The following is a 23,120-nucleotide window of genomic DNA, read 5'->3' as shown; positions in this document are numbered from 1 at the left end:
ACCCTAGGGGCAGCGGTCAGGGGGTGCTGCGCGCGCGGTGCACGAGGTAAGCAGCCGACGCGACGATCATCGCCATCGCGCCCGCGCCGACCGCCACCGCGAACCCGGCTCGCGTGCCGAAGTGGTCGATCATCTGTCCGGCCAGTGCCGAGCCGAGCGCGACGCCGACCCCGAGTCCGGTCACCGTCCACGTGATGCCCTCGGTGAGCTTGTGATGCGGGACGACCGTTTCGACGAGTGTCGTGGCGATGATCAGGGTCGGGGCCACCGAGATGCCGGCGAGCGCGAGGGCCGCGGTCAGGGTCGATATCGAACCGACGAACAGGAGCGGCCACACCAGGACCGCGACCGCAACGGTCGCGAACACCAGTTGGCGGCGCAGCGCCGAACCGGGTCGCATGGCGCCGAACACGATGCCGGCCAGCGCGGACCCGCCCGCGAACAGCGCCAGCGCAATGGTCGCGGCGGCGCGGGTGCCCTGATCGGTCGCGAACGCGATGCTCGTGACGTCGACGGTGCCGAAGATCGTGCCCATCGCGAGCATCACTGCCACCAGCGCCCAGATCGCCGGGTTCCGGACCACCGACGGGCCGCCGTGTGCACCCCGGTCTGCCACCGCCGGTTCGGTGCTGCCCTGCGCGACGAGGGCGAACGTGCCGACGACGAGGAGGATCAGCGCCACCAGCGGGCCGGCCTCGGGGAACACCGACACCGACAGACCCACCGAGACCACCGGGCCTGCGATGAAACAGACCTCGTCGAGGACGGACTCGAACGCGAACGCCGTGCGCAGCTGCGGCTGCCCGCGGTACAGCGCGGTCCACCGGGCGCGGACCATCGCGCCGATCGTCGGCATGCAGCCGGCGGGGACGGCCAGCAGGAACAGCACGAAGTCGGGCGTCTCGAGGCGCACGCACAGCAACATCGCGGCCAGCGCGACGGCACTGATCGCCGACGCCGCCGGCAGCACGCGCCGCTGTCCGTACCGGTCGGCGGCCCGGGACACGAGGGGCGTGATGCACGCATACGCGAGGGCGAACACCGCCGAGAGCGCGCCTGCCACTCCGTAGTCGCCGCGCAGTTCGGACAGCATCGTCACGATGCCGATACCCACCATCGCGATCGGCAGGCGCGCGACGAACCCGGCGGCGGAGAACGCGGCGGATCCGCGAGCGGAGAAGATCTCCCGGTAGGTCCCGATCATGTGCCGGTGTCTCCTGACGCATCCACGACTGGGCGCAGCGCGCCGGCCGGTAACCAGTTGTCCGACAAAGTCTCGCACCTTGCCTGTGAGCTCGATCGGCGTGTAAGCATTCTCCGCATGAGTGTTCTGGTGTGTTTCCACGCCCATCCCGACGACGAGGTCTTCGTGACCGGCGGAGTGATGCGCCAGGCGGCCGATGCCGGGCACCGCGTCGTGGTGGTCACCGCCACCGACGGGGCACTCGGCGAGGTGCCGGCCGGCCTGCTCGCCGACGGCGAGACGCTCGCCCAGCGCCGCCGCCGCGAGCTCGAGGCGTCGACCGACGCACTCGGCGCCCACCGGGTGGTGATGCTCCACTATGCCGATTCGGGTATGGCGGGCACGCCCGAGAACGCGAATCCCGATGCCTTCTGCAACATCGACATCGAGACCGCGGCGGCACGCCTGGCGGCGATCCTCGACGAGGAAGCCGCCGACGTACTGACGATCTACGACCCCAACGGCGGGTACGGCCACCCCGATCACGTGCAGGTCCACCACGTCGGCGTGCGCGCGGCCGAACTGGCGAACGTGCCGCACGTGTACGAGGCCGCCGTCAGCCGCGACCACATCAGGCGCATGATGGCCGCCAACCCGGGGTGGAGCGAGGAGGCCACACCTCCCGACTTCGACACCTTCGGGCTGTCCGACGACGAGATCACGACCGTCGTCGACGTCACGGCAGCGCTCGCCGCGAAACGCGCCGCGATGCTCGCGCACGAGACGCAGATCGGCGACTTCGGACCGTTCCTGCAGATGCCCGACGAACTACTGCAGGCCGCATTCGGCCAGGAGTGGTTCCGGCGCCGCGGCGCACCGACCGGCCTGGCGGAAACGGCACTACCCCTGTAGCCGAAAAACGTGAACCTCCTGCGGATAGGCGGGGGCCCGACCTAGCATCGCGACATGCCCGGGCTCCTCGCGCGCTATCGACGGACCGGCGCCGACGTGCCGTTCGGCAACCCGCTCGCGGCGCACGACGTCGCGATGGAGGGGTATTTCTGGCGGTTCACCCAACGCGACACCGGGCGGGTGCTGATCGCCCTCGCGGGGATCAACCGCGCCGCCGACGGCCAGTGGGCGACGCTCGGCATGGGCGCGCATCCGGGCGGATTCCTGCGCACCGCAGCGCATCCCGTCGCCGGCGCCGATCCGGACGATCTGGGCGCGTTCGCGGGCGACGCCTTCCACGGCACGCGGGATCGACTGCGGGTCGACCTCGGCCCCGGCGCGCGGATCGATGCGCGGATCACCGACCGGTTCGAGTGGCCCCGACGACGGTTCGGCGGTTCCAGCGGCTTCCACACCGTCCCGGCGCTCAACCAGTACTGGCACCCGTGGCTGCTCGGTGGCCGCGTGGAGGGCTGGGCCGACGTCGACGGCGAACGGTGGGACCTCGACGGCGCCCAGGTGTACGGCGAGAAGAACTGGGGCCGGGGCGGTTTCCCGGATGCCTGGTGGTGGGGTCAGGCGCAGGGGTTCGACGACCCCCGGGTGTGCGTCGCGTTCGCGGGCGGCATCGTCACGGCCGGACCGCTGCGCACCGAGGTGACCGCGGTGGTCGTGGCGCTACCCGACGGCACGGTGATCCGGGTGGGCAACCCGGTCGTCTCCCCGGTGCGGGCAGAGGTGGACGACGAATCCTGGCTGCTCAGTGGGGGTAGCCGCCGCTGGTCGGTCGAGATTCGGGGCGAGGCCCGGCGCGGCGACGCGCACGTCCTTCCGGTGCCGTTGCCCGCCGAACGCCGCAACATGCCGGGCGCTCTGGAGCACCTCGGCGGCAAGTTGTCTGTAACGGTGAGTAACAATGGCCGATGTTGCCTGTCGGGTGCATCACACCTGGCGGGGCTCGAGTGGGGTGGGATCTCTCGGGCGCACGACGAACTCCGGCGGCGCGAACGCGCGGACGGGGACACACAGAACTGAAGAATTCGAGGGGGGATCCTTGCGCAGGCTTCGATCGACACTCGCGGTGACCGCGGTCGCCGCGGCGGCCCTGCTGGTCGGCACGCCGACCGCGGCGGCCGCACCGGACACGGTGGACATGAACGAGGTGTTCGGCCCGTTCGTCGTCAGCACCTTGCAGGACGGCCGGATCGCTCCCCCGGAGCAGTGGCAGCCCCGCCACCCCACCACCGACGCGTGGTACCAGGCCCCGCCCGTCGCCGGCCTCGCCCCGGGCACGCTGCTCAAGGCCCGTCCGGCGACCGTCCAGGTGTACGGCGTCCAGCCCGCGCACGTGCGCGGCTACCAACTCATGTACGTCACAACGGATTTCGACGGCTCTCGCGTCGTGAGCACCGGCATGCTCATGATCCCGGACGACGGCACCGGCCCGCAGGACCGCAAGCTCATCGGCTACTCCGAGGCCAACGACAGCCTCGGACCCGGCTGCATGCCGAGCACGCAGTGGACCGGCGGCGACCAGGACGATCCGTCACTGTTCTCCGCGCTGGGACCCGTCGCGCAGATGTTCGGCAACGGCTGGGCCGTCATGATGAGTGACACGGCCAACGACGGCGATTCCGCACCCAACGGGTTCTCGATCGGCCAGTTCTCCGGTGCCGCAACGCTCGACGGCCTGCGCGCCGCGATCGCACTGCCCGACGCCGGATTCGAGCGGGACATCCCGATCGGCATCTACGGCATCGCCGGCGGTGGCGTCGCGGCCGGTTTCGCCGCCGAGAAGCAGGCGACGTACGCACCCGAACTCAACGTCGTAGGCACGGTGCTGCAGGCGATGGTGATCGACAGCGCCACGTTCGAACGCAAGGCGGACGCCGGGATCGGCGCGGGCTTCGTGTTCGCGAACTCGCTCGGCTACGCGGCCCGCTACCCCGAGATCGACCTCGACGCGGAACTCACCCCGCTCGGCAAGCAGATCGCCGACGTCTTCAACCGCACATGCCAGCAGACATACCTGATGATGCCCTTCCTCCCGCTCAGCGCGCTGTACACGCACGGCCGTCCGGCCGACAATCCGGTCTTCGCCCGCGCATACGCGGACAACCGGATGGGTCAGCAGGCCCCGAAGGCGCCGGTCCTCCTCACCTCGTGCCGGGACGACTTCCTCGTCCCCTACTCCGACGTCGAGAACCTGATCGCGGCCTACCGAGCCGGCGGCACCGACGTCACGGTCGACCCCAGCCGGTGCGGCGTCACCGACATCCTGACCAACCCCTACCGAGTGGGCACCGAACTGCTCGGCATGCAGAACGTCGACTGGTTCGTCGGCAAATTCGAGGAGACCACACGATGAGGAAATTACTCACCGGCGCACTCGCCGCCGCCCTCCTGTTCGTTCCTACAGCGGTCGCCACCGCCGATCCCGCGCTCGACACGAAACTCGACGGATACCTGGACGCCCCGCTGTCGAACGAGAATGCCGAGGCCAACGGCGGCGTCAACCCGTCGTTCTCGACCAACCCGGACGAGCTGGGCGCACTGCTCGACCACGCGCGCGTCCAGGGCGTCGAGCCGACGCGGTACAAGGCTCTGCTGCAACAGTTCTGGCTGGCGACGGCCACCCGGAAGGCGGGCCTGGATCTGAACAACTGGGACGCGAACCGGGGCCTCGCCGCGAACGAGCAGAACCTCGCCAACACATTCCGCTACTACGAACGTCTACAACTCGAGAACCCGAATTTCCTGTGGACCGGGCAGGGCGGCATGGCCGGGCCGTCGTTCGCCGCGGGCATCATGGACGTCGATCTCGGACGCGTCGTGCTCGACGTGCACGCGGTGCGGGACACGATCGCCACCATCGTCGGCGCCCTCGACACCGCCGCGGCGCCGGCCACCACCAACCTGCCCGCCGATGTGCAGGCGGTGCTCGAGGTGGGTGCGGTCATCACCGCCGACGATATCGCGCACTTCCAGACGCAAGTCATCGCGATGAGCAAGCACATCTTCATGGACCTGATTCCGCAGCACGAGGCGTACCTCGCCGGCGGCATGACCGCGATCGACGAGTACCACGACGCCGGCCTGATCGACGAAAATGCCTACCGGGCCTGGACGAGCATCGACACCGGCGACCCCGACAAGGTCGTCGAGGGCAACACCGACCTGCTCTACCGCGAGCAGTACCAGTCGATCGGTGCGCAGTGGGACACCGCCCGCAATTACAAGGGGCCGGTGGGCCGGGCGCTGACCTACCTGAGCACGGTCGCGGCCGATCCCGCGATCCCCGGTGTCGTTCCGCCGCGCGAGGCGGATCCGCTGGTGCTTACCGCCGGACACCTCACCGGCGCCGACGCCGAGGGCCCGCAGTGGCGCCTGCAGACCCCGCTTCCGGCGTTCAACTGGTCGGACCGCGACTCGCGATGGACCTACATCACCGAGCAGATGTTGCCGAAGTACCGAGCTCTCAAGGAGACTCAGCCCGACCTGTGGCACGCGACGCTGTCCAAGCCGATGGAACAGCAGATCGGCGACCAGCGTGCGCTGGCGCGACTGCCGCAAATGCTGCTGTCCATGGCCCGGACCACGCAGGCTCAATACTTCTGACCGCACGCGATGCGGAGGGTCACACCCGAACGGTGGCCTTCCGCATCGCGGCCAGCGGATTCGAGTACAGCGAGCTGAGCGACACCACTCCCGCCGCGTGCTCCTGCACGCGGTTGCCGAACCCCGTGATGCGCACGTCGGCGCCCGCAACACGCGACGCCTCCGACAGCGCCCGCGCGACGTGCGGTGCGGCCTCCGGATAGTCGGTGAACGCCTGCCCACCCAGGATCACCCGGTCAGGGTTGAACAGGTCGCGCAGCATCGCCACCGCCCGCCCCAGCGTGCGCGCCCGCTCCACGAGAATCTCCTGCGCTGCAGTCGATCCCGATCGCGCTGCACGGAAGACCACCGCGATCGGGGGCAACGGGCCGTCCGCCGGCAGGACGCCAGCCCGCCGCGCCGCAAGCAGCACTCCGCGGTCACTGACGGCCGCCTCGAGGCACCCCACAGCACCGCAATCGCACCGCGCGTCCGAGACAGTCGGCAGGTGCGCGATCGAACCCGGTCCGGCCGTGGGCGTGTGCACCTTGCCGTCGAGTGTCAGTGCCAGGCCGACGGTTTCGCGGGCGTAGAAGTACAGGCCGCCGCCCCGCGTCTCGGCACTCTCGGCGCGCTGCGGGGTGAGCAGCAGTTCGGACGCGGCCATCGCCTCGACGTGCGCGGCCACCGAGACGGGCAGGCCGAAACCCGCGCCGACGACGTCCCCGACGCGGGCGCCCATCCAACCGAGGCGCGGATGGTCCACCAAACCGGTCTCCGGTTCGACGCGGCCACCGATCGCGACACCCACCCACAGCGGCCTGCGGCGGTGCCAGCGGGCCGCGAATCCGCGCGCGCTGGCGGTGATGGTCGCGAGGGCGGCATCGGATGCCCCACGCGGCGTGGGGATCTCGACGGCACCGAGGATGCGGCCGCGCAGGTCGGCGGTGATGACGCTGGTGACGACGGCGCCGATGTGGATGCCGACGGTCAGATGGGAGTCGTGGTCCACCTCGAACGGGACGCGAGGCCGTCCGACCGCGCCGGCCGCGACGAGGTCGGGCCGCTCGCGGAGCAGGCCCGCCGCGATCATCGCCGACACGTGCCGGTTGACGGTCGCGATGCTCGATCCCGTTGCGCGAGTGGCCTCGTCCCGGGAGATGGGGCCACCGGCGGCGGCCACCCGGAACACTGCGGCGGCGGGGCCGTCGGCGATACCCAGGGTCGGCGGGACGATCCGCGAGCGGGTCACGGGCCGGGGCGAACTACGAACGGTGCGGGTACTGGAGGTGCGTGCGGTCACGGATCTTCCGGTGACGGGGGGTGCTGCGGTGAGCATGGCATGTCCTTGCCTCGTCCCGAGGGACGGATGTCGACACGGTCTGTGAGACGCGCTGCCGACGTCGATCTCTACCGACGGGAACGTCGGAGGAGAGGCACGGAACTACGGTGCGAGCAGCGCGGAACTAGCGGCGTGAGAGACGGCAGGGACAACAGAGTTCCCGCGGGTGCGGCAGCCGAGAACCCAACGCAGCGGTCACATAGGTGACCCGCGGAGCGGAGGTGGCGCCGGACGACATGACGATCAAGCTAGCATCCCGCACGCCGCCAGGGCCGCCCGTCCCCGATGACGCGGGGGTGTCGGCACTACGATCGGGTCATGAGCCTGCCACAGGACACCCGCGTCGCCGTCGTCACCGGAGCGAGCTCCGGAATCGGCGAGGCCACCGCCCGCACCCTCGCCGGCCAGGGGTTTCACGTCGTACTCGGTGCGCGCCGGGTCGATCGGCTCGAGGCGATCGCGGCGGAGATCGGCGGCACCGCCCTCGAGTTGGACGTCACCGACGAGGACTCCGTCGACGCGTTCTGCGCGGTTCTCCCCCGGGTCGACATGCTCGTCAACAACGCCGGCGGCGCGAAGGGCATGGCCCCGGTGCTGGAGGCGGACCTCGACGACTGGCGGTGGATGTGGGAGACGAACGTCCTCGGCACGCTGCGCGTCACCAAGGCGCTGCTACCCAAGCTCATCGCGTCCGGCGACGGACTGATCGTCACCGTCACGTCGGTGGCGGCGTTCACCGCGTACGACAACGGTTCCGGCTACACGTCGGCCAAGCACGCGCAGGCCGTTCTGCACCGCACGCTCCGCGGCGAACTGCTCGGCAAGCCGGTGCGGCTCACGGAGATCGCGCCGGGCGCGGTGGAGACCGAGTTCTCGCTGGTGCGGTTCGACGGCGACACCGAGCGCGCGGCCAAGGTCTACGAGGGCATCACCCCGCTGATCGCGCAGGACATCGCGGAGATCATCGGGTTTGTCGCGTCGCGCCCGCCGCACGTCAACCTGGACCAGATCATCGTCAAGCCGCGCGACCAGGCCGATACCGGACGATTCAACCGCACGACCGGCTAATCTCGCGGCATGCAGCACCGATTGCGGCCGGGAGCCCTCCTCGACACACGCGGCCGTCTCGCCGAGGCGGGGTGGGCCGACGCCGAGGTCCGTCGCTACGACCGATCGGCGTTGGCCGCACCGTCGTGGCGGATCAAGGAGTGGGACTACTACTGCGTCCTCACCCCGGACAACGGTCTGGCGCTCACGGTCGCCGACAACGGGTACATGGGCCTGCTGGGTGTCTCCTGGCTCGACTTCCGGCACCGGCGCGAGTGCACCGAGAACGTGATGCTGCCGTTCCCGATGGGCCGGATGGGGTTGCCGGCGAGCGCCGACGACGGCGACGTGGTGATCGATCACAAGAAGATGCGGATCGCCTTCCGCCACGATGACGGCGGACGAGTGTTGTCCGTCGACTATCCCGGATTCGACGGTGGCCGCGGGCTACGCGGCGAGCTGCGTCTCTCGCAGCCCGCCGTGGCACCTTCTGGTCACTCCGCAGGCTCCGCTCCTGCCCGGATGGTGATCGCGACACCGTTCCCGAAGGCGCCCAAGGCTTTCTACTACAACCAGAAGATCAACTGTCTGGCGGCGACCGGTGAGATCACGGTCGGGGACGACACTTTCGTGTTCGTGCCCGAGTCCGCGTTCGGCGTCTTCGACTGGGGTCGTGGCGTGTGGACGTACGACAACACGTGGTACTGGGGGTCGGCGTCGGGTGTCGTCGACGGCCGTCCGTTCGGCTTCAACATCGGCTACGGATTCGGCGACCCCTCCGCGGCCAGCGAGAACATGGTGTTCGTGGACGGTGTCGCCCACAAGCTCGACCAGGTCACGTTCCATCTGCCGGAAGGCACGTACGACGGTGCACCGTGGAAGTTCAGGAGCAACGACGGTCGCTTCGAGATGGCGTTCGAGCCCCTCCTCGATCGCGCGGCCGCCGTGGACTTCAAGGTGCTGCGATCGATCCAGCACCAGGTGTTCGGACGGTTCACCGGTCACGTCGTCCTCGACGACGGCACCCGTGTCGAGGTGACCGACCTACTCGGCTTCGCCGAGGAGGTCCACAACCGCTGGTGAGCGGTCGCGCTCACCACTCGGTGTAGGTCGCGGTAGGCGAAGGATCCTCGGCCGGCACCGGGACGCCGTCGATCCTCGCCGCATGCTCCCGGTTCGCCTTGCGCACCCGATACGCCGAGTGCCCGACGAGGGCGACGAAGAGTGGCACGCAGACGAGCAGGATCGCCTGAATCATGTGGTGCTCCTTCTAGTTCATGTTCAGCGAGCTCGGTGGCGTGGCCGCGGGCTCGGGCCGCCCTCCGCCGCCGCGGAGGGCATCGGACGCTTCGAAGATCGCGCCCTTCAGCACACTTTCGGCGCTCACGTCCTCGCCCTTGACGACATCGCCCGCGGCCGCGCCGACGCCGCCCGTGGTCAGGTCCACGGCCACCCCGGCCGCGGTCCGGCGTCCGGCACTCTCGATGCCGTCGAGCACCACTCCGCCGGCACCTGTCCTACCGAGCAGCCCGGTGACCACGCCCTCGGCCGCCGCCCCGATCGCGTCCTTCCCCAGTGCGCCGAAGTCGAGACTGTCTCGCTCCCCCTGCGCGAGTTGGTACACCTGGATGCCGCCGGCGATGGCCACCTCCCGGACGACGCCGACCGCAACCTCCCGCGCAACCCGCTGCAGCAGTTGGGTGATGATCGTCCGGATCGTGAACTGGGTGGCGAGCTGGGCCGCCGGGATCGCAGCGGTGCTCGCCCCGAACGTCGCGACTGCCGACGCGGCGAGCGCCGCGATCTGCGCTGCCAACGCCACCAGTGCGGCGATGATGGCGAGCTTGGCCTCCTCGACGTCGGCCGCGGTGAATTCGCACGCGTCGGCAAGCTCCCGACACACCGCGACGATCTGATCGACCGCACCGTCGTTGCCCCCGATGGTCGCCCAGTGGGCGGACATCGCCTCGTTGACGGCGCCGGCCACACCCGCCAGTGCCGCCTGCATCGCGGCGTCGCCACCAGCGCCGATCCGCTCGACGTCACCCGCCGCGGCCTCCCATGCGTCCGACAGGCGCCGCAGCGACGTCTCGTCGGCCTCGGGCCAATCCTGCCCTGAGGCAAGGGATGCGACCGTTCGCAGCGGTCCCGGTATCTCGATGCCCATCAGTGGCCACCCCCCAGCGTGCCCGAGAATCCGCGGTCGGTGGTCTCGAATGCGGCAGCCGTGTCCCGCAGCCCGCCCGCGATACCGGCCAGGACGTCGGTGAGGTTGCGCAACGCGGCGACGGCGCCGTCCGCACCGGGAACGTACCGGGCCGCGAATGTGCTTCCCGTCGAATCGGATCCCCAACTGGCACCCTCGGCGTCGAGCACGAGGGCAAGCTGACGTTGCAGGTCTACCAGGTCGTCGGTGGAGCGCTCGAATCCAGGCGCGGCCGAACGTACCCGGTCCGCATCGATCCACATCGAATCAGCCACGATGCGCCTCCCGCAGGATCGGCGCACGCCAGTCGTGCAGGTCATTCGTGTCGGATACCGAGCCTTCCTGCGGCGCACCCGGCGCGAATTCGGTTGCGACCGTGGGCACGAGGTTGCGGATGCTCGGCGCCCCCGGAACGAGATCGCTCAGATCCGGGAAGTCCGCGGCCATCGCCGCCACCGGTTCCATCAGTTCGCCTGTCCGGGAACGCGCCTCGTGCGCCGCGACCTGCGCGGCGGAAGCGAACGAATCCGCGAGACGTTCCGGTGTGGTCCGCGAGAAGGCCGCGGGATCCAGCCGGGTCGACACCACCGTGCCGGACGCGTCCACGGTCACCCGGACGAGCCCGTCCGGCGACGCACCCTCCGCGGTCAGGCTCGCGACGGCCCCCTGCGCCGCCGCGAGCGCCGCGGTCTGCTCGTGTAACCGCTCGAGCATCGCGTCCACCTGACCGCGTAGCGGCGCGTTTCTCTCCCGCAGACGCAGCCGAGACTCCCGCCGCTCGCTGCCGGCACCGTTGTCGCTCATCGATCCCCCTCCGTTCGACCCCTCTGCATCCTTGGACGTCGGCGCCGGCGGATCGGTTCCATGACGGGCCGATGTCGTTCAGTGCGAGACCTCCCGGATCCGGACGGCGTCGACGAGTGCCCGGACGTCGGCGGCAACGTCCGCCGGACCGGTCGGCCGGACCACGAGATCGCGATCTCCCCTCAGGGTGTAGCGGCCGTCGCCGTCGAAGTCGAGCCAGTGCAGTCCGATCCCGTCGTCGGTGGGGCGGCTGTCGTAGGCGGCACCCGCGAAGGCGGTGATCTCCCCCATCCCGCGGCGTGGACGTCCCAGCAGCGCGAGCGCCTCGTCCCGTATCCCGGCGGTACCGGCCGACACGAGTACCGAGCCCTGCCCGGGCCGCAGATCGTCGCGCCGGAACCGGATCACCGACCGCGATCCCGTGGGAACCGAGGGGAGCGCCGACGCGATCGCGTCGGGTACCCGTGCCGGATCGATGCCGTGCAGCAGGATGTCGCTGCCCGTGTCCAGGTCTGCACCGGCGAGTTGGATCGCGAGCACCCCGGTGCTTCCGCTGATTCCCGCATGCATGCGGACGGGAGTGGGGGCGCCGGATCCGAACAAGCCGAAGACCTCGATGCGGATCGTCGGCTCCGCCAACGCCACCAGGTGCCGGTGGAGCCTCTCGGTCAGCCGCGGAAGCAGCGCCTCCGAGGCGGCCCGACGTTGCCCGACCAGGTCGTCCTGCGTCTGCGCGATCGGCCGATAGCGCAGCGGATACGGCAACCGGTCGAGTCCGAGTCGTCGCCACAGGATCTGGAATTCCAGGCCGGTGAACCGCCACTGATTGCCGGACGCCGCAGGTCCCGTCGAATGCACAGCCACGAGAAGGTAGACGCATCCCGCGGGTGTTCGGTTCCATCGTCGTCAGCGCCCGTTCGTTCGCTCCGCGCGCGGGACCCCGCCCGAGGGAGCGAAGACTGGGCGCTGCGGCTCACAGTGCCGCCGCTGCCCGCTCGATCTCGTCCGACACCTGGCCCGGCTGGGACACCAGCACCGCGTGCGACGCCCCCGGGATCTCGGTGATCTGCGCACCCGCCCGGGTGGCCATGAACCGCTCGGACGCCGGCGGAATCACGCGGTCCTGGTCGGGGATGACGGCCCACGTCGGCAAGTTCCGCCACGACGGATCCTGTGTCGGCTCGAGGTTCGCGGCCAGTGCGATCGACCGCTGGTGCGCGATCATGTCGGCGGCGGTGGCGTCGGAGACGTCCTGACAGAACGCCTCGTGGAAGCGGCTCGGATCGATGTAGCCGTCGAGGTTCTTGCCGACCGGCGTGGTCGCGTCGTCGACCACCTTCACCTGCAGCACCGGCGGCAGCAACTGGCTACCGGGGAACGTGATCGGGTTGAGCGCCGCCATCGCGGGCTCGCCCTGGTCGGGGATGAACGCGGCGACGTAGACCATGCCGGCCACATTGGGCGAGTGCGTGTTGCTGATGACGACGCCGCCGTACGAATGTCCGACGAGCAGGACCGGGCCGGGGATGTCGGCGAGCGCCTTCTCGATCGCTGCCGAGTCGTAGCTCGGTCCGCGCAGCGGGTTCGATGGCACCACGACGTCGTAGCCGCGGCCGCGCAGTTCGGCGGCGACGGGATCCCAACTGGTGGTGTCGGCGAACGCGCCGTGCACGAGCACCACCGTCGGCATCGGATTCGCGGCGGCCGGGGACACCCCCACCGACAGCACCGCCGCGAGCGCGAGCACGCACATCGCCGTCAACGTCCGAATCCTGCTCATTCTCATGGCAGATCTCCTCGCGTGGGAAGTCCTCGGATATTCCCACGCAGGATGGGGGCGCCAGTTTCGTTCGGCGCAGCCGAGACTCAGCTGTGCCTCACCCGAGACTCACACCAGCGCCGACATCGACGTCCACGTCGGCCAGTCGATGGCCCAGTCGTAGAGGTCGCCGTCCGCTGCGGACAGGTCGATCCGGGTGCCGGTGACCTCCACCGGGTCTCCGTACATCGCGGTGCCGAAGTACTCCTCGGCGTCGGACAGAGACAGGTTGATGCACCCGTTCGTCACGTTCGACGCGCCCTGCACGCCCACGGTCTGCGGGTTGGCGTGGATGAACTCACCATTGTTGGAGATGCGGACCGCCCACCGTTCGCGCACGTTCTCGTAGTACGGCGGATTCGACATCAAGAAGTCCTCGTGCTTCTCGGACACCACGTGGACTCCGCTGCGGGTGACGTTGCGGTTCTCGTTGCCCTCGCCGTAGCTGACGGGGATGTCCATGGTCGTGACGCCGTCGCGGACCACCTGCATGCGGTGGCTGGGCGCGTCGGCCTTGACGATCTGGCTGCGTCCGATCGAAAAGTTGATCGACACGTCACTGGCGCCGTACGTGCCGCCGCCGAAGTCGAGGCCGTACAGCTTGGCGTCGACGTGCACCGCGGTGCCGGGGACCCAGTAGTTCTGTGGTCGCCAGTGCACGCGCGCGCCGTTGTCGTCGGGCAGCCAGGCCCACGATCCGATGGTCGGTGGATCGGTGGTGATCCGCAGGGCCTTCTCGACGGCACCCTTGTTCGCGATGGGGCCGTCGAACTGCAGGATGATCGGCGCACCGATCCCGACGATCTGGCCGTCACCGATGTTGGTGCGGGCCGACGTCTTCGTGGCGGGGTCGAGCGTGGTGAAACTGCCGGCCACCGGCACGGTCTTGCCGTCGCTGCCGAGTGCGGTGCCGGACCACATGTACTTCGCGTCGTAGCCGAGCGGTTCCGTGACGGTGAACGCCGTCCGGTCGGGGCTGAGCACGCCCTGCACTGCCCGGCCGTCCACGGTGGTGAGCGCGACGTTCTCGAGCGTGCCGCGGTCGACGCGGACCGCGATCGGTTCGACGGGATTGACGTTCTGCGCGTCCGGGGCCGGCGACTGGATCACCTGCGCGACGGGCGCGGCAGCGGCGGGATCGGCATCGGCCGCGTCGCCGGTCGGGATGGTGCACCCGGCGAGCAGGGCAACGCCCAGCAGCGCGGCCACCACCATCAGCAGCCGCGTCCGATTTACCCGAATCCCCAGTTCACGCACGAAAACCACGGTACTCGCAGCGCGACAGTGGCTTTCGTCACACAGAGACGATCAGGCCACGATCCGGGCACGATCGGGGCCGCGTCAGATAGTGCAGCCGACGGTCACGGGTTCCGGCTCCAGGCGCACCCCGAACGCCCGCTCCACGCCGTCGCGGACATCGCGGGCCAGATCGACCAGATCGCCCGTACGCGCGTGCCCGCGATTAGTGAGGGCCAAAGTGTGCTTGGTGGACAACCGGACCCGGGCATCGTCGCCCGGGTAGCCCTTGCCGAACCCGGCGCGCTCGATGAGCCAACCCGCAGACAACTTGGTCAGCTTGGTGCCGGCCGCCCCCGGGAACTGCGGGATCCGCACGTCCGCACCGACCTTCGCGGCAATCGCGTCGAGCACAGTGGGCAGGATCACGTCGGGAATCACCGGATTCGTGAAGAACGACCCCGCGCTCCACGTGTCGTGATCGTCCGCGTCGAGCACCATGCCCTTGCTGCGGCGCAGGCCGAGCACGACGTCGCGCACCTCGGCGGTGGGCCGCCGGTCGCCCTCCTGCGCGCCGAGCGCCGACGCGAGTTCGCGGTAGGCCAGCGGCGCGCTGGTGCCGTCGGGACGGACGGTCATCTCCACGGCCAGGACCAGCGCGTCGCTGCGATGTTTGAGGATGCTGGTCCGGTACCCGAGTCCCAGTTCGGACGGCAGGGCCCAGCGCACCTCGCCCGTCGTGCGGTCGAGCAACTGCACGCGGCGCAGCAGCGAGCCCACCTCGACGCCGTACGCGCCGACGTTCTGCACGGGCGTCGCGCCGGTCGACCCCGGGATGCCGGAGAGGCACTCGAGGCCACCGAACCCGGCGGCGACGGTCTTGGCGACGACGTCGTCCCAGACTGCACCGGCCTGCGCCAGCACCGTGGCCTCACCGAGTTCGACGCCCGCGTCCGCGACACGGACCACGACCCCGTCGAAACCGTCGTCGGAGACCACCAGGTTGGATCCGCCGCCGAGGATCAGCGTCGGAACCCGTGCGTCGTCGAGGACGCGGACGACGTCGACGAGGGTCCGGGTGGACGGGCAGTCGGCGAGCAGCGCGGCGGGACCGCCGAGCCGAAGCGTGGTCAGGGTCGCCAGCGGTACCTGCTCGGACAACTGCGCACCGGCCTCTTCGAGGCGCCCCCGGATGAGTGGATCCAACACGTGCAAACGGTAGCGTGCCGTCCATGGCCCGCCACATCGAGCATTCCGCGCAGTACTCCTGCCCCGTCGCGACGCTGCACGCCGCGCTCACCGACGAGGGCTACTGGCAGTCCCGGCTGCGCGAGGTCGGAGGCCCCGGCGCGGTGCTCGAGAGTGTGGCGGTCGGCGACGGCACGATCGACGTCGTGCTGAAGCAGTCGGTGCCCGCCGAGCACCTGCCGTCCGTGGTGACCTCGATCCGCCCGGGTGACCTGATCATCAGGCGCACCGAATCGTGGGCTCCGCTACAGGGCGATCGTGCGCAGGGCACGTTCTCCGCGGAGGTCGAGGGCGCACCCGGACAACTGCGCGGCACTATGACTCTCAGCGCGGACGGAAGCGGATCTGCGCTGGTCATGAATGGTGACGTCGAGGTCAAGATTCCGCTGATCGGCGGCAAGATCGAGTCCGTCATCGCCGGCCAGGTGCTGGAACTGCTCGACGCCGAAGAGGACTTCACCGGGCAGTGGGTGTCGCAGGTCCGGTAGTCGCTTTCCCCAGCCGCCGGGCCGGCAGCCGGTAATCTGCCGGTCATGGCCCGTCGCATCGACTACTCCGCCAGATTCGAGCATCCCGCCGAAAAGGTGTACGCCGCCCTCGGCGACACCGACTACTGGGATGCCCGGATGGAGGAGATGCGCAAGTACAGCGAGAACCACGTCGAATCGCTCGAGGTCACCGCCGACGGCATCGACCTGGTGCTGCACCACGTGCTGCCGCGCAAGGACCTGCCGGACATCGCGCAGACCGTGCTGAAGAAGGACCTGATCATCACACGCACGGAGAAGTACACCGCCTTCGGTGAGCCGGTGACCGGCACCTACGAGGCGTCGATCCCGGGCGGACCGGGCAGCCTCACCGGGACGATCGAACTGTTCGGCACCGACACGGGGTGCACTCTGCGCACGACGTCGGAGGCGAAGGTGTTCCTTCCGTTCGTCGGCGGCAAGCTCGAACAACTCATGCTGGTCAACCTGGTCGACCTGTTCCGCACGGAGGCCGAGGTCACGGCGTCCTGGCTCGCTCAGCAGTAACCGGCGTGCGCGAAGGAAAACCCGTCGGCGTCATCACCCGCGGCACCACAGGCATCAATCGGTTGCGTCGCAGCGACCGCTGGCTCGTCCACACCCCCGTCGTCACGCGGATGCTGCGTGACGCCCCCGACCCGCTGGTAGTCGACCTCGGCTACGGCGCGATGCCGGTCACCACATTGGAGATGGCAGCGCGACTGCGCACCGTCCGACCCGACATCCGCGTCGTCGGACTGGAGATCGACCCGGACCGGGTGGTCGAGGGCCGCGACGGCGTCAGCTTCGCTCGCGGCGGCTTCGAGCTGGCCGGGCTGCGTCCCACCCTGATCCGCGCGTTCAACGTGCTGCGGCAGTATCCCGAGGACGCCGTCGACGACGCGTGGGGACGGCTGCGCAGCGGACTCGCGCCGGGCGGTCTGATCGTCGACGGCACGTGCGACGAACTCGGCCGCCGATGCGCGTGGGTCCTCCTCGACCGCGACGGCCCCCGCTCACTGACCCTCGCGTGGGACCCGTTCGACGTCGACCGTCCCAGCGACATCGCCGAACGACTTCCCAAGGCCCTGATCCACCGCAACGTCGCCGGCGAGCGCATCCACGACCTGCTCGTCACCGCCGACCGCGCCTGGGCGACCGCCGCCGGGCTGGCACCCTTCGGGCCCCGCATCCGGTGGCGGGAAACCCTGCGACTGCTGTCGGATCTGGAGGTGCCCGTCACGCCGCAGCGGCGGCGGATACGGGACTGCGTCCTCACCGTGCCGTGGAGTTACGTCGCACCGTCCGGGTAGCGGCGGCTCGCTACTGACACGACCCCAGCGCATGCTCGATGCGCTCGGCCACCTGCTGCGGCCGGCCGTCGCATTCGGCGCGCAACCGGTCCGGGTCGATCCGCCCGATCGCGACGCCGTCGCACACGACCTCGTCGAACAGGTCCTGCGCGATGCCGCCGGTGGCGAGGTCGAGGGCCGTGCACAGCGGCGTGGTGATGGTGAACGTCCCGGTCTGTTCGCATTCGTCGGGACGCAACTCGCGGCGGTGCAGCGCGAGTCTGCGGGTGGGCGCGGGTGCGGGCGCCGTCGTCGACAGGTGGACGAAGCTGGGATGCAGGTGACCGAGGCCGTGCAGTTCGGCCGCGCTCTGGTGGGAGACCACCGCGGCGCCGTCGAACCAGGCGCACCACTTGGCGTACTCCTCGAGGTCGCTGCGCGGGAACGAGGCCAGGCGGAACAGATCCCGTTCTATCCGCAACCAGGACCCCTCGGCCAGGCGGCCGCCGATATCCTCGGCAGTGCAACCAAGACGCAGCGCCTGCCCGGTCGTGAAATACCCCGCTTGCCGGAGTGCAAGACGACGGAGATCCTCTCCCGTGTCGGGAGCGGGTTCACGTCGCGGATCTGTCCAGCCCGCCATGAGGACACCCTACTGCGCGACTGTGCCCCGGATCACAGCTTTTGGGATGCCCCGTGTCCATACCGAGTCCGAACGCGCGCCCCTTTCACAGAAACCGTTCAGAGTCTTCCGGAAGAATCGCTGTCATGTCGGCACCAGTGAACGCACCCCAGATGCCCACGCCTCCGAAACCCAAGCGGCGCAAGGCGGTCACGATCTCGTTGATCGTCGTCGCGGCGCTCGTCGTCGCCCTGGTGGGTGGCGAGCTGTTCCTCCGGCAGCGCGCCACGAGCTGCATGGAATCCCAGTTCCAGAACCAGCTCGGCTCCCCCGTGGACGTCAGCCTCAGCTGGAAGCCGGTTCTGCTCCAGATGACCGGCAAGAACGTTCCGTACGTGGAGATCGACAGCAAGGGCTCGGCGTTCGGTCCCGCGCAGGGCATGGAGGTCCATGCCCGCGCCAACGACATCCGCATCACCGACTCCGCCGACAGCAGCGGCACGATCGGCAGCTCGTCCGCCGACGTCAACTGGTCCACCGACGGCATCCTGGCGACGCTGCAGACGCAGCCGCTGGGCGGCATGATCAGCGCGGTGACCGCCGACCCGGCGGCCGGGACCCTGAAGATCTCGGTGGGCGGCTTCGCGGACATGACGGTCCACCCGACGGCGCAGAACGGAAAGATCGACGTCGAGACGGTGAGCGCCGCGATCCTCGGCCTGGGGCTGCCCACCGCGCTCGTCGACGGCATCGTCCAGACCCTCACCGACAGCCTGCAGCAGTACCCGCTCGGGATGGAGCCGAGGTCGCTGACGGTGACGGACAGCGGCATCGACGTGAGCCTGCAGGGCGGTCAGTACGTGATGCCGGCGGCCGACCCCGACGCGCAGAACAACTGCAGCCTGCTCTGACGGATCAGGACTGGTCCGGCAGCCCGTCCAGCACGGCACGGCTGCCGGACAGTCCGAGGCGGGTGGCGCCGGCCTCGATCATCGCGAGCGCGGCGTCCGCGGTCCGGATGCCACCGCTCGCCTTGACGCCGAGCCGCCCGCCGACGGTGTCCGCCATCAGCCGCACCGCGTGAACACTCGCGCCGCCCGCCGGATGGAAGCCGGTGGACGTCTTCACGAAGTTCGCACCGGCCTGTTCGGCGGCCCGGCACGTCGCGACGATCGCGTCGTCGCTCAGCGTGGCCGACTCGAGGATTACCTTGAGCACCGGTCCCGGCCCGATCGCCTCGCGGACAGTCAGAATGTCGGCGAGCACCGCGTTGTACTCACCGGCCACCGCGGCGCCCACGTCGATCACCATGTCGATCTCGTCGGCGCCCTGCTCGACGGCCAGTCGCGCCTCGGCTCCCTTGACCAGCGAGTGATGCTTGCCGGACGGGAACCCCACGACCGTCGCGATCACCAGTCCACCCAGGTCCACCGAGCGCATCGGCAGCATCGACGGCGACACACACACCGCGAGAACCCCCAGGTCGCGGGCCTCGGCGACGAGGGCGCGCGCATCGGCGTCCGACGCTTCCGGCTTGAGCAGGGTGTGGTCGACCATCCCGGCGACGCCGGTGCGGTTGCGCGCTGTCTCGGACATGCCTCGAAGCTTGGCACAGCTCGCTAGCATCGGTCGCATGGCAGGCCCACCCGCAGAGGAGGTCGCCGCGACGTTCGACGCGGCCGCCGACGACTTCGACCGTGTCGCGCCGGAGGTGTGGAATCCGGCCGGCCAGGCGCTCGCGTTCCAGGCCGGCCTGCGACCCGGCGACACCGTGCTCGACGTCGGCAGCGGCACCGGATCTTCGGCGCTCTCTGCCGCGTCGGCGGTGGGTCCCACCGGGCTCGTGCACGCGATCGACCTCTCCGACGAGATGCTCGAGCGGGGCCGGGTGAAGGCGTCGGAGCGGGCGCTGCTCAACATCGAGTTCGTGTGCGCCGACGCCACCGCGTGGGAACCCCCGAGCACGGTTCCCGACGCCGGCTACGACGCGCTGCTCAGCTCGTATGCCGTCTTCTTCCTTCCCGACATGGACCTCGCGTTCGCCCGGTTGTGCACCCTGGTGAGGCCGGGCGGCACCGTCGCCGTCACCGCCTGGCGAGACAGCGCGCTGCGCGAGTACGCGACGATCTACTTCGATGCACTCGGCCCGCACCTGCCGCAACCCCTCCCTGACCCCACCGCCGTGATGCCGCCCGCACAGCGACTCGACTCCCCCGACAAGATGCGCGACTGGCTCACCGCGGCCGACACCGTGGACGTCGAGGTCAACGAGTTGTCGAACCTGATCCCGGCGACCGAGGAGTTCTGCTGGAACTTCATTGTGGGCAGCGGGCTACGCGCGACCCTGTCGGGACTCGAACCGGACGTCGTCGAGCGGGTGCGCAGCGACTTCGTCGGCCTGATCACCGAGCGCGGACTGCACACCGTCGACGCGACGACGCTCGTCGGTACGGCGAAGGTCGTCGGGTTTGCCTGACCTGAGACGTCGTCGATTTTGCCCGACCTGAGACACTGAGCCCATGAGTTCAGCTGCCTCGGCCGACGACCGTCGTTACGTCTTGTCTCTGGGTTGCCCCGACCGCACCGGCATCGTGGCCCGCATCTCGGCCTTCCTCGCCGAGATCGGCGGCTGGATCGTCGAGGCCGCGTACCACGCCGACGCCGACACCGGCTGGTTCTTCACCCGGCAAGCGGTGCGGGCGTCGTCGATCAGTCTGAGCCTCGAGGAGATGCGCGAGAAGTTCGCGGCCGTCGCCGAGGAACTCGGGCCCGAGACGGAGTGGACGCTGACCGACACCGGCGAGCGCAAGCGCGTCGTGCTGCTGGTCAGTAAGGAAGGCCACTGCCTGCACGACATTCTCGGCCGGGTCGCGGCGGGCGAACTGCAGTGCGAGATCGCCGCCGTCATCGGCAACCATCCCGACCTCGAGCGCGTCACCACCCGGCACGGTGTCGACTTCCACTACGTGTCGTTCCCGAAGGATCCCGCCGAGCGCGGCCCCGCGTTCGAGCAGGTCCGCAAGCTCGTCGACGTGCACGACCCCCATGCGGTGGTGTTGGCCCGCTTCATGCAGGTCCTTCCCGCCGAGCTGTGCGACCACTGGGCCGGACGGGCCATCAACATCCACCACAGCTTCCTGCCGTCGTTCGTCGGCGCCCGCCCGTACCACCAGGCGTTCACGCGCGGCGTGAAGCTGATCGGCGCCACCTGCCACTACGTGACCGCGGAACTGGACGCCGGCCCCATCATCGAGCAGGACGTCATCCGCGTCGACCACACCGATGAGGTGTCCGACATGGTCCGGCAGGGTCGGGACATCGAGAAGCTGGTACTGGCCCGCGGCCTGCGGTGGCACCTGGAGGACCGCGTCCAGGTGCACGGCCGCAAGACCGTCGTCTTCAGCTGACGCCCGTCAGTTCAGGCTGCGCAGGCGTTCGACCTCCGCGTTGAAGTCGGCGACGGCCTCGACCGACGTCATGTGACCGATGCCCTTGAGCACGATCAACCGCTCGAGGTGCTCGGAGTCGTCGAGGAACTGCGCAACCCGACGCGCGTGCGACGGCGGGGTGAGCCGGTCCGCGGTGCCCACCAGCACCGTGGTCGGCACCGTCAGGTTCTCGAGCCCGTCCTTGATGTCGAGGGTGCTCAGCGCGGCGCCCCACCCACCGCGGGTGCGGGGCTGACACTCGCTGACGATGCGCTCGCAGAACGCGACCTCCGCCGGGGTCGCGCCCGGCGCCAGCGCCACGTACTTGATGGCGCGGGTAGTCACCGGCGACGCGGGCATCGGCATCGCCGACCCGAGGACTGCCCTGCCCACCGGCACCGGCACCCGCGGAAAGCGCTGCGGCAGTGGGATGACGGTGGTCTCGGCGACCAGACTGTCGGTGCCGGTACTCGCCAGCAGCACCGACGCCGCGTACCGATCGACCTCCTCGGGGTACTTGCCGGCCCACGCGACGATGCTCATGCCGCCCATACTGTGGCCGACGATCTCGGCCTTGCGGCCGCCCAGCACCGTCGCGGCGAGGACCGCAGACAGGTCGTCGGCCAGGACGTCGGGGCTCAGCGGAAGGTTCCCGATGCCGCTGCGGCCGTGCCCGCGCTGGTCGTACGTGATGACGCGGTACTTCTCCGCGAGCGCGTTGACCTGCGGATTCCAGAAGTCGGCCGAGCACGTCCAGCCGTGGCTGAACACGATCGGATCGGCGTCGGGCGGCCCGTAGGCGCGCACGTGCAGTTCCGACCCGTCGGCGCTGACGACGGGGACGATCTCGGGTTCGATGCGCGGGGTGGCGAACAGTTCCGCCTCGGTGTCACCTGAACCGAAGATGCCTCCGGACGTCGCGGCACGCGACCGGGCCGCGACGACTGCGCCACCTACCACCGCTCCGAGTCCCGCGACGCCGAGCAACGTCCACAGCGTCCTGTGCGACTTCCGTACAGCCACTTCCACTCCCCTTTTGTTCCAGCTTGCCGTTCTCTAGCCGGCGCGCGTCGAACCCGTCTCGGGCGCACTCTGTTCGAGCTGACTCGCGGCCTTCGCGAGTGCCTTCGAGATCTCTTCCTCCATCGCCTCGGCGAACAACGCGTGCACCGCGTCGTACGCGAGTGGGCGCACCTGGTTCACCAGCGTCGCGACCTCCGAGACCTTCGCCTCGTCGAGGTCGAGGGTCCCGCCCTCGGGGGCGAGATACCGGGCGGAGACGAGTTCGACGAACCGTCCGGCAGCGTCGCCGAGGTCGCGGCGCACCGCCTCGGTCTGCTCGAGGATGTCGGCCAGCGGGATCCCGGCATCGACGAGGACCTGCGCGGCCTCCATCAGTCGAGGGTTGGCGACCGCATACTCCTGACCGGCCTTCGCGAGCACACCGAGTTGGGTGCCGAGGGCGATGTTCTCCTCGGTGGTCTGATCCCCGAACATCCGGCGCAACTCCGACATCGTGAGCCTCGCGGCACGGCGGTACTTCTTCCATCGTCCGCCCGGGTCCTCGGTCTCGAGGACATCGCGCACGTGGAGGCCGTACTGGGCGGCGGTGAGCAGCTCGCTGATGGTCGCGAATGTGTAGCCACGGTCGAGCATCCGGCCGATGAGGTTGAGGCGCGCGAGATGGGCGTCGTTGTACCAACCCGCGCGGCCTTCCTTGCGCGGCGGAGGCAGCAGACCCCGATCCTGATAGACCCGAACGTTCCGCACGCTCACGCCGGCCTCGCGAGCGAGGTCGTCGATGCGGTACTCCTTCATGTTCCGCCTTCCCCACTGGAA

At 69.7% G+C, this 23,120-nt stretch carries 26 protein-coding genes; 12 read left to right on the top strand and 14 right to left on the bottom strand.

Going from position 1 to position 23,120, the window contains the following annotated elements; genetic code table 11:
* Window positions 1-16: 16 nt before the first annotated feature.
* Window positions 17-1,204: an MFS transporter gene (locus C8K36_RS01155; RefSeq protein WP_107982632.1), complete on the bottom strand. Its 1,188-nt coding sequence runs from the start codon at window positions 1,202-1,204 to the stop codon at window positions 17-19.
* 117 nt (window positions 1,205-1,321) lie between these two features.
* On the opposite strand from C8K36_RS01155, the gene C8K36_RS01150 reads away from it, so the two are divergent.
* From C8K36_RS01150 to C8K36_RS01135, 4 genes are read left to right on the top strand one after another with little or no spacing between them, the layout of a single operon-like run.
* Entirely contained in the window at window positions 1,322-2,095 is a 774-nt protein-coding gene (locus C8K36_RS01150; protein ID WP_107982631.1) for a PIG-L family deacetylase, read from the top strand.
* Window positions 2,096-2,149: 54 nt separating this feature from the next.
* Entirely contained in the window at window positions 2,150-3,169 is a 1,020-nt protein-coding gene (locus tag C8K36_RS01145; protein WP_107982630.1) for a tocopherol cyclase family protein, read from the top strand.
* A 19-nt stretch (window positions 3,170-3,188) separates the two neighbouring features.
* Window positions 3,189-4,502 carry a lipase family protein gene (locus C8K36_RS01140; protein WP_107982629.1) on the top strand — a complete coding sequence of 438 codons (1,314 nt, stop codon included), beginning with the start codon at window positions 3,189-3,191 and terminating at the stop codon, window positions 4,500-4,502.
* Window positions 4,499-5,752, top strand: coding sequence for a Tat pathway signal protein (locus C8K36_RS01135; RefSeq protein ID WP_107982628.1), 1,254 nt, complete (start codon window positions 4,499-4,501; stop codon window positions 5,750-5,752). Before C8K36_RS01140 ends, C8K36_RS01135 begins: the two co-directional genes overlap by 4 nt.
* A gap of 19 nt (window positions 5,753-5,771) precedes the next feature.
* Here C8K36_RS01135 and C8K36_RS01130 read toward each other — a convergent pair whose 3' ends face one another.
* The gene (locus C8K36_RS01130) at window positions 5,772-7,070 is read right to left on the bottom strand and encodes an ROK family protein (RefSeq protein WP_107982627.1); all 1,299 of its coding nucleotides are present in this window, start codon (window positions 7,068-7,070) and stop codon (window positions 5,772-5,774) included.
* 321 nt (window positions 7,071-7,391) lie between these two features.
* Here C8K36_RS01130 and C8K36_RS01125 point away from each other — a divergent pair, with 321 nt between their 5' ends.
* Both C8K36_RS01125 and C8K36_RS01120 read left to right on the top strand, forming a co-directional pair.
* Window positions 7,392-8,141 carry an SDR family oxidoreductase gene (locus C8K36_RS01125; RefSeq protein WP_107982626.1) on the top strand — a complete coding sequence of 250 codons (750 nt, stop codon included), beginning with the start codon at window positions 7,392-7,394 and terminating at the stop codon, window positions 8,139-8,141.
* Between the two features lie 9 nt (window positions 8,142-8,150).
* Window positions 8,151-9,203 (top strand): DUF2804 domain-containing protein, encoded by a 1,053-nt coding sequence (locus tag C8K36_RS01120; RefSeq protein ID WP_107982625.1) that lies wholly within the window; start codon window positions 8,151-8,153, stop codon window positions 9,201-9,203.
* A gap of 10 nt (window positions 9,204-9,213) precedes the next feature.
* Here C8K36_RS01120 and C8K36_RS24650 read toward each other — a convergent pair whose 3' ends face one another.
* The 8 genes from C8K36_RS24650 to C8K36_RS01085 form a co-directional block, all read right to left on the bottom strand.
* The gene (locus C8K36_RS24650; RefSeq protein WP_181319311.1) at window positions 9,214-9,378 is read right to left on the bottom strand and encodes a hypothetical protein; all 165 of its coding nucleotides are present in this window, start codon (window positions 9,376-9,378) and stop codon (window positions 9,214-9,216) included.
* 12 nt (window positions 9,379-9,390) lie between these two features.
* Window positions 9,391-10,287: a hypothetical protein gene (locus C8K36_RS01115; protein WP_107982624.1), complete on the bottom strand. Its 897-nt coding sequence runs from the start codon at window positions 10,285-10,287 to the stop codon at window positions 9,391-9,393.
* On the bottom strand, window positions 10,287-10,601 hold the full coding sequence (locus C8K36_RS01110; protein WP_258194520.1) for a WXG100 family type VII secretion target: 315 nt from the start codon (window positions 10,599-10,601) through the stop codon (window positions 10,287-10,289). The genes C8K36_RS01115 and C8K36_RS01110 overlap by 1 nt, the downstream gene beginning before the upstream one ends.
* Window positions 10,594-11,130 (bottom strand): YbaB/EbfC family nucleoid-associated protein, encoded by a 537-nt coding sequence (locus C8K36_RS01105; protein WP_107982623.1) that lies wholly within the window; start codon window positions 11,128-11,130, stop codon window positions 10,594-10,596. Before C8K36_RS01105 ends, C8K36_RS01110 begins: the two co-directional genes overlap by 8 nt.
* A gap of 78 nt (window positions 11,131-11,208) precedes the next feature.
* Window positions 11,209-11,994, bottom strand: coding sequence for an ESX secretion-associated protein EspG (locus tag C8K36_RS01100; protein WP_107982622.1), 786 nt, complete (start codon window positions 11,992-11,994; stop codon window positions 11,209-11,211).
* A 109-nt stretch (window positions 11,995-12,103) separates the two neighbouring features.
* The gene (locus tag C8K36_RS01095; protein ID WP_107982621.1) at window positions 12,104-12,916 is read right to left on the bottom strand and encodes an alpha/beta fold hydrolase; all 813 of its coding nucleotides are present in this window, start codon (window positions 12,914-12,916) and stop codon (window positions 12,104-12,106) included.
* 102 nt (window positions 12,917-13,018) lie between these two features.
* A complete protein-coding gene (locus C8K36_RS01090) occupies window positions 13,019-14,206 on the bottom strand; it encodes a L,D-transpeptidase (RefSeq protein ID WP_107983672.1) in 1,188 nt (395 codons plus the stop codon).
* An 84-nt stretch (window positions 14,207-14,290) separates the two neighbouring features.
* Window positions 14,291-15,394: a UDP-N-acetylmuramate dehydrogenase gene (locus tag C8K36_RS01085; RefSeq protein ID WP_107983671.1), complete on the bottom strand. Its 1,104-nt coding sequence runs from the start codon at window positions 15,392-15,394 to the stop codon at window positions 14,291-14,293.
* Between the two features lie 23 nt (window positions 15,395-15,417).
* Here C8K36_RS01085 and C8K36_RS01080 point away from each other — a divergent pair, with 23 nt between their 5' ends.
* Genes C8K36_RS01080 through C8K36_RS01070 form a run of 3 tightly spaced genes read left to right on the top strand, consistent with a single transcriptional unit; the run spans window position 15,418 to window position 17,252 of the window.
* The gene (locus C8K36_RS01080) at window positions 15,418-15,921 is read left to right on the top strand and encodes a DUF2505 domain-containing protein (protein WP_107982620.1); all 504 of its coding nucleotides are present in this window, start codon (window positions 15,418-15,420) and stop codon (window positions 15,919-15,921) included.
* Window positions 15,922-15,966: 45 nt separating this feature from the next.
* The gene (locus C8K36_RS01075) at window positions 15,967-16,467 is read left to right on the top strand and encodes a DUF2505 domain-containing protein (protein WP_107982619.1); all 501 of its coding nucleotides are present in this window, start codon (window positions 15,967-15,969) and stop codon (window positions 16,465-16,467) included.
* Between the two features lie 5 nt (window positions 16,468-16,472).
* Window positions 16,473-17,252: an SAM-dependent methyltransferase gene (locus C8K36_RS01070; protein ID WP_107982618.1), complete on the top strand. Its 780-nt coding sequence runs from the start codon at window positions 16,473-16,475 to the stop codon at window positions 17,250-17,252.
* A 10-nt stretch (window positions 17,253-17,262) separates the two neighbouring features.
* Here C8K36_RS01070 and C8K36_RS01065 read toward each other — a convergent pair whose 3' ends face one another.
* Window positions 17,263-17,874, bottom strand: coding sequence for a type IV toxin-antitoxin system AbiEi family antitoxin domain-containing protein (locus tag C8K36_RS01065; protein WP_107982617.1), 612 nt, complete (start codon window positions 17,872-17,874; stop codon window positions 17,263-17,265).
* A gap of 152 nt (window positions 17,875-18,026) precedes the next feature.
* On the opposite strand from C8K36_RS01065, the gene C8K36_RS01060 reads away from it, so the two are divergent.
* Window positions 18,027-18,764 carry a DUF2993 domain-containing protein gene (locus tag C8K36_RS01060; RefSeq protein ID WP_107983670.1) on the top strand — a complete coding sequence of 246 codons (738 nt, stop codon included), beginning with the start codon at window positions 18,027-18,029 and terminating at the stop codon, window positions 18,762-18,764.
* Between the two features lie 4 nt (window positions 18,765-18,768).
* Here the strand turns inward: C8K36_RS01060 and deoC are convergent, their stop codons facing one another.
* Window positions 18,769-19,449: a deoxyribose-phosphate aldolase gene (gene deoC, locus C8K36_RS01055; protein WP_107982616.1), complete on the bottom strand. Its 681-nt coding sequence runs from the start codon at window positions 19,447-19,449 to the stop codon at window positions 18,769-18,771.
* 37 nt (window positions 19,450-19,486) lie between these two features.
* Here deoC and C8K36_RS01050 point away from each other — a divergent pair, with 37 nt between their 5' ends.
* The gene (locus C8K36_RS01050; protein ID WP_107982615.1) at window positions 19,487-20,329 is read left to right on the top strand and encodes a class I SAM-dependent methyltransferase; all 843 of its coding nucleotides are present in this window, start codon (window positions 19,487-19,489) and stop codon (window positions 20,327-20,329) included.
* Between the two features lie 43 nt (window positions 20,330-20,372).
* On the top strand, window positions 20,373-21,260 hold the full coding sequence (purU, locus tag C8K36_RS01045) for a formyltetrahydrofolate deformylase (RefSeq protein ID WP_107982614.1): 888 nt from the start codon (window positions 20,373-20,375) through the stop codon (window positions 21,258-21,260).
* Between the two features lie 6 nt (window positions 21,261-21,266).
* Here the strand turns inward: purU and C8K36_RS01040 are convergent, their stop codons facing one another.
* Both C8K36_RS01040 and C8K36_RS01035 read right to left on the bottom strand, forming a co-directional pair.
* A complete protein-coding gene (locus C8K36_RS01040; RefSeq protein ID WP_107982613.1) occupies window positions 21,267-22,310 on the bottom strand; it encodes an alpha/beta fold hydrolase in 1,044 nt (347 codons plus the stop codon).
* A gap of 27 nt (window positions 22,311-22,337) precedes the next feature.
* Window positions 22,338-23,099 carry a MerR family transcriptional regulator gene (locus tag C8K36_RS01035; RefSeq protein WP_107983669.1) on the bottom strand — a complete coding sequence of 254 codons (762 nt, stop codon included), beginning with the start codon at window positions 23,097-23,099 and terminating at the stop codon, window positions 22,338-22,340.
* Window positions 23,100-23,120: the final 21 nt, after the last annotated feature.

This window comes from Rhodococcus sp. OK519 (assembly GCF_003051005.1).
In the GTDB taxonomy this organism is placed as follows: domain Bacteria; phylum Actinomycetota; class Actinomycetes; order Mycobacteriales; family Mycobacteriaceae; genus Prescottella.
Note: the sequence above shows the minus strand (reverse complement) of the source record. Positions and strands in the feature narration are given on the sequence as shown.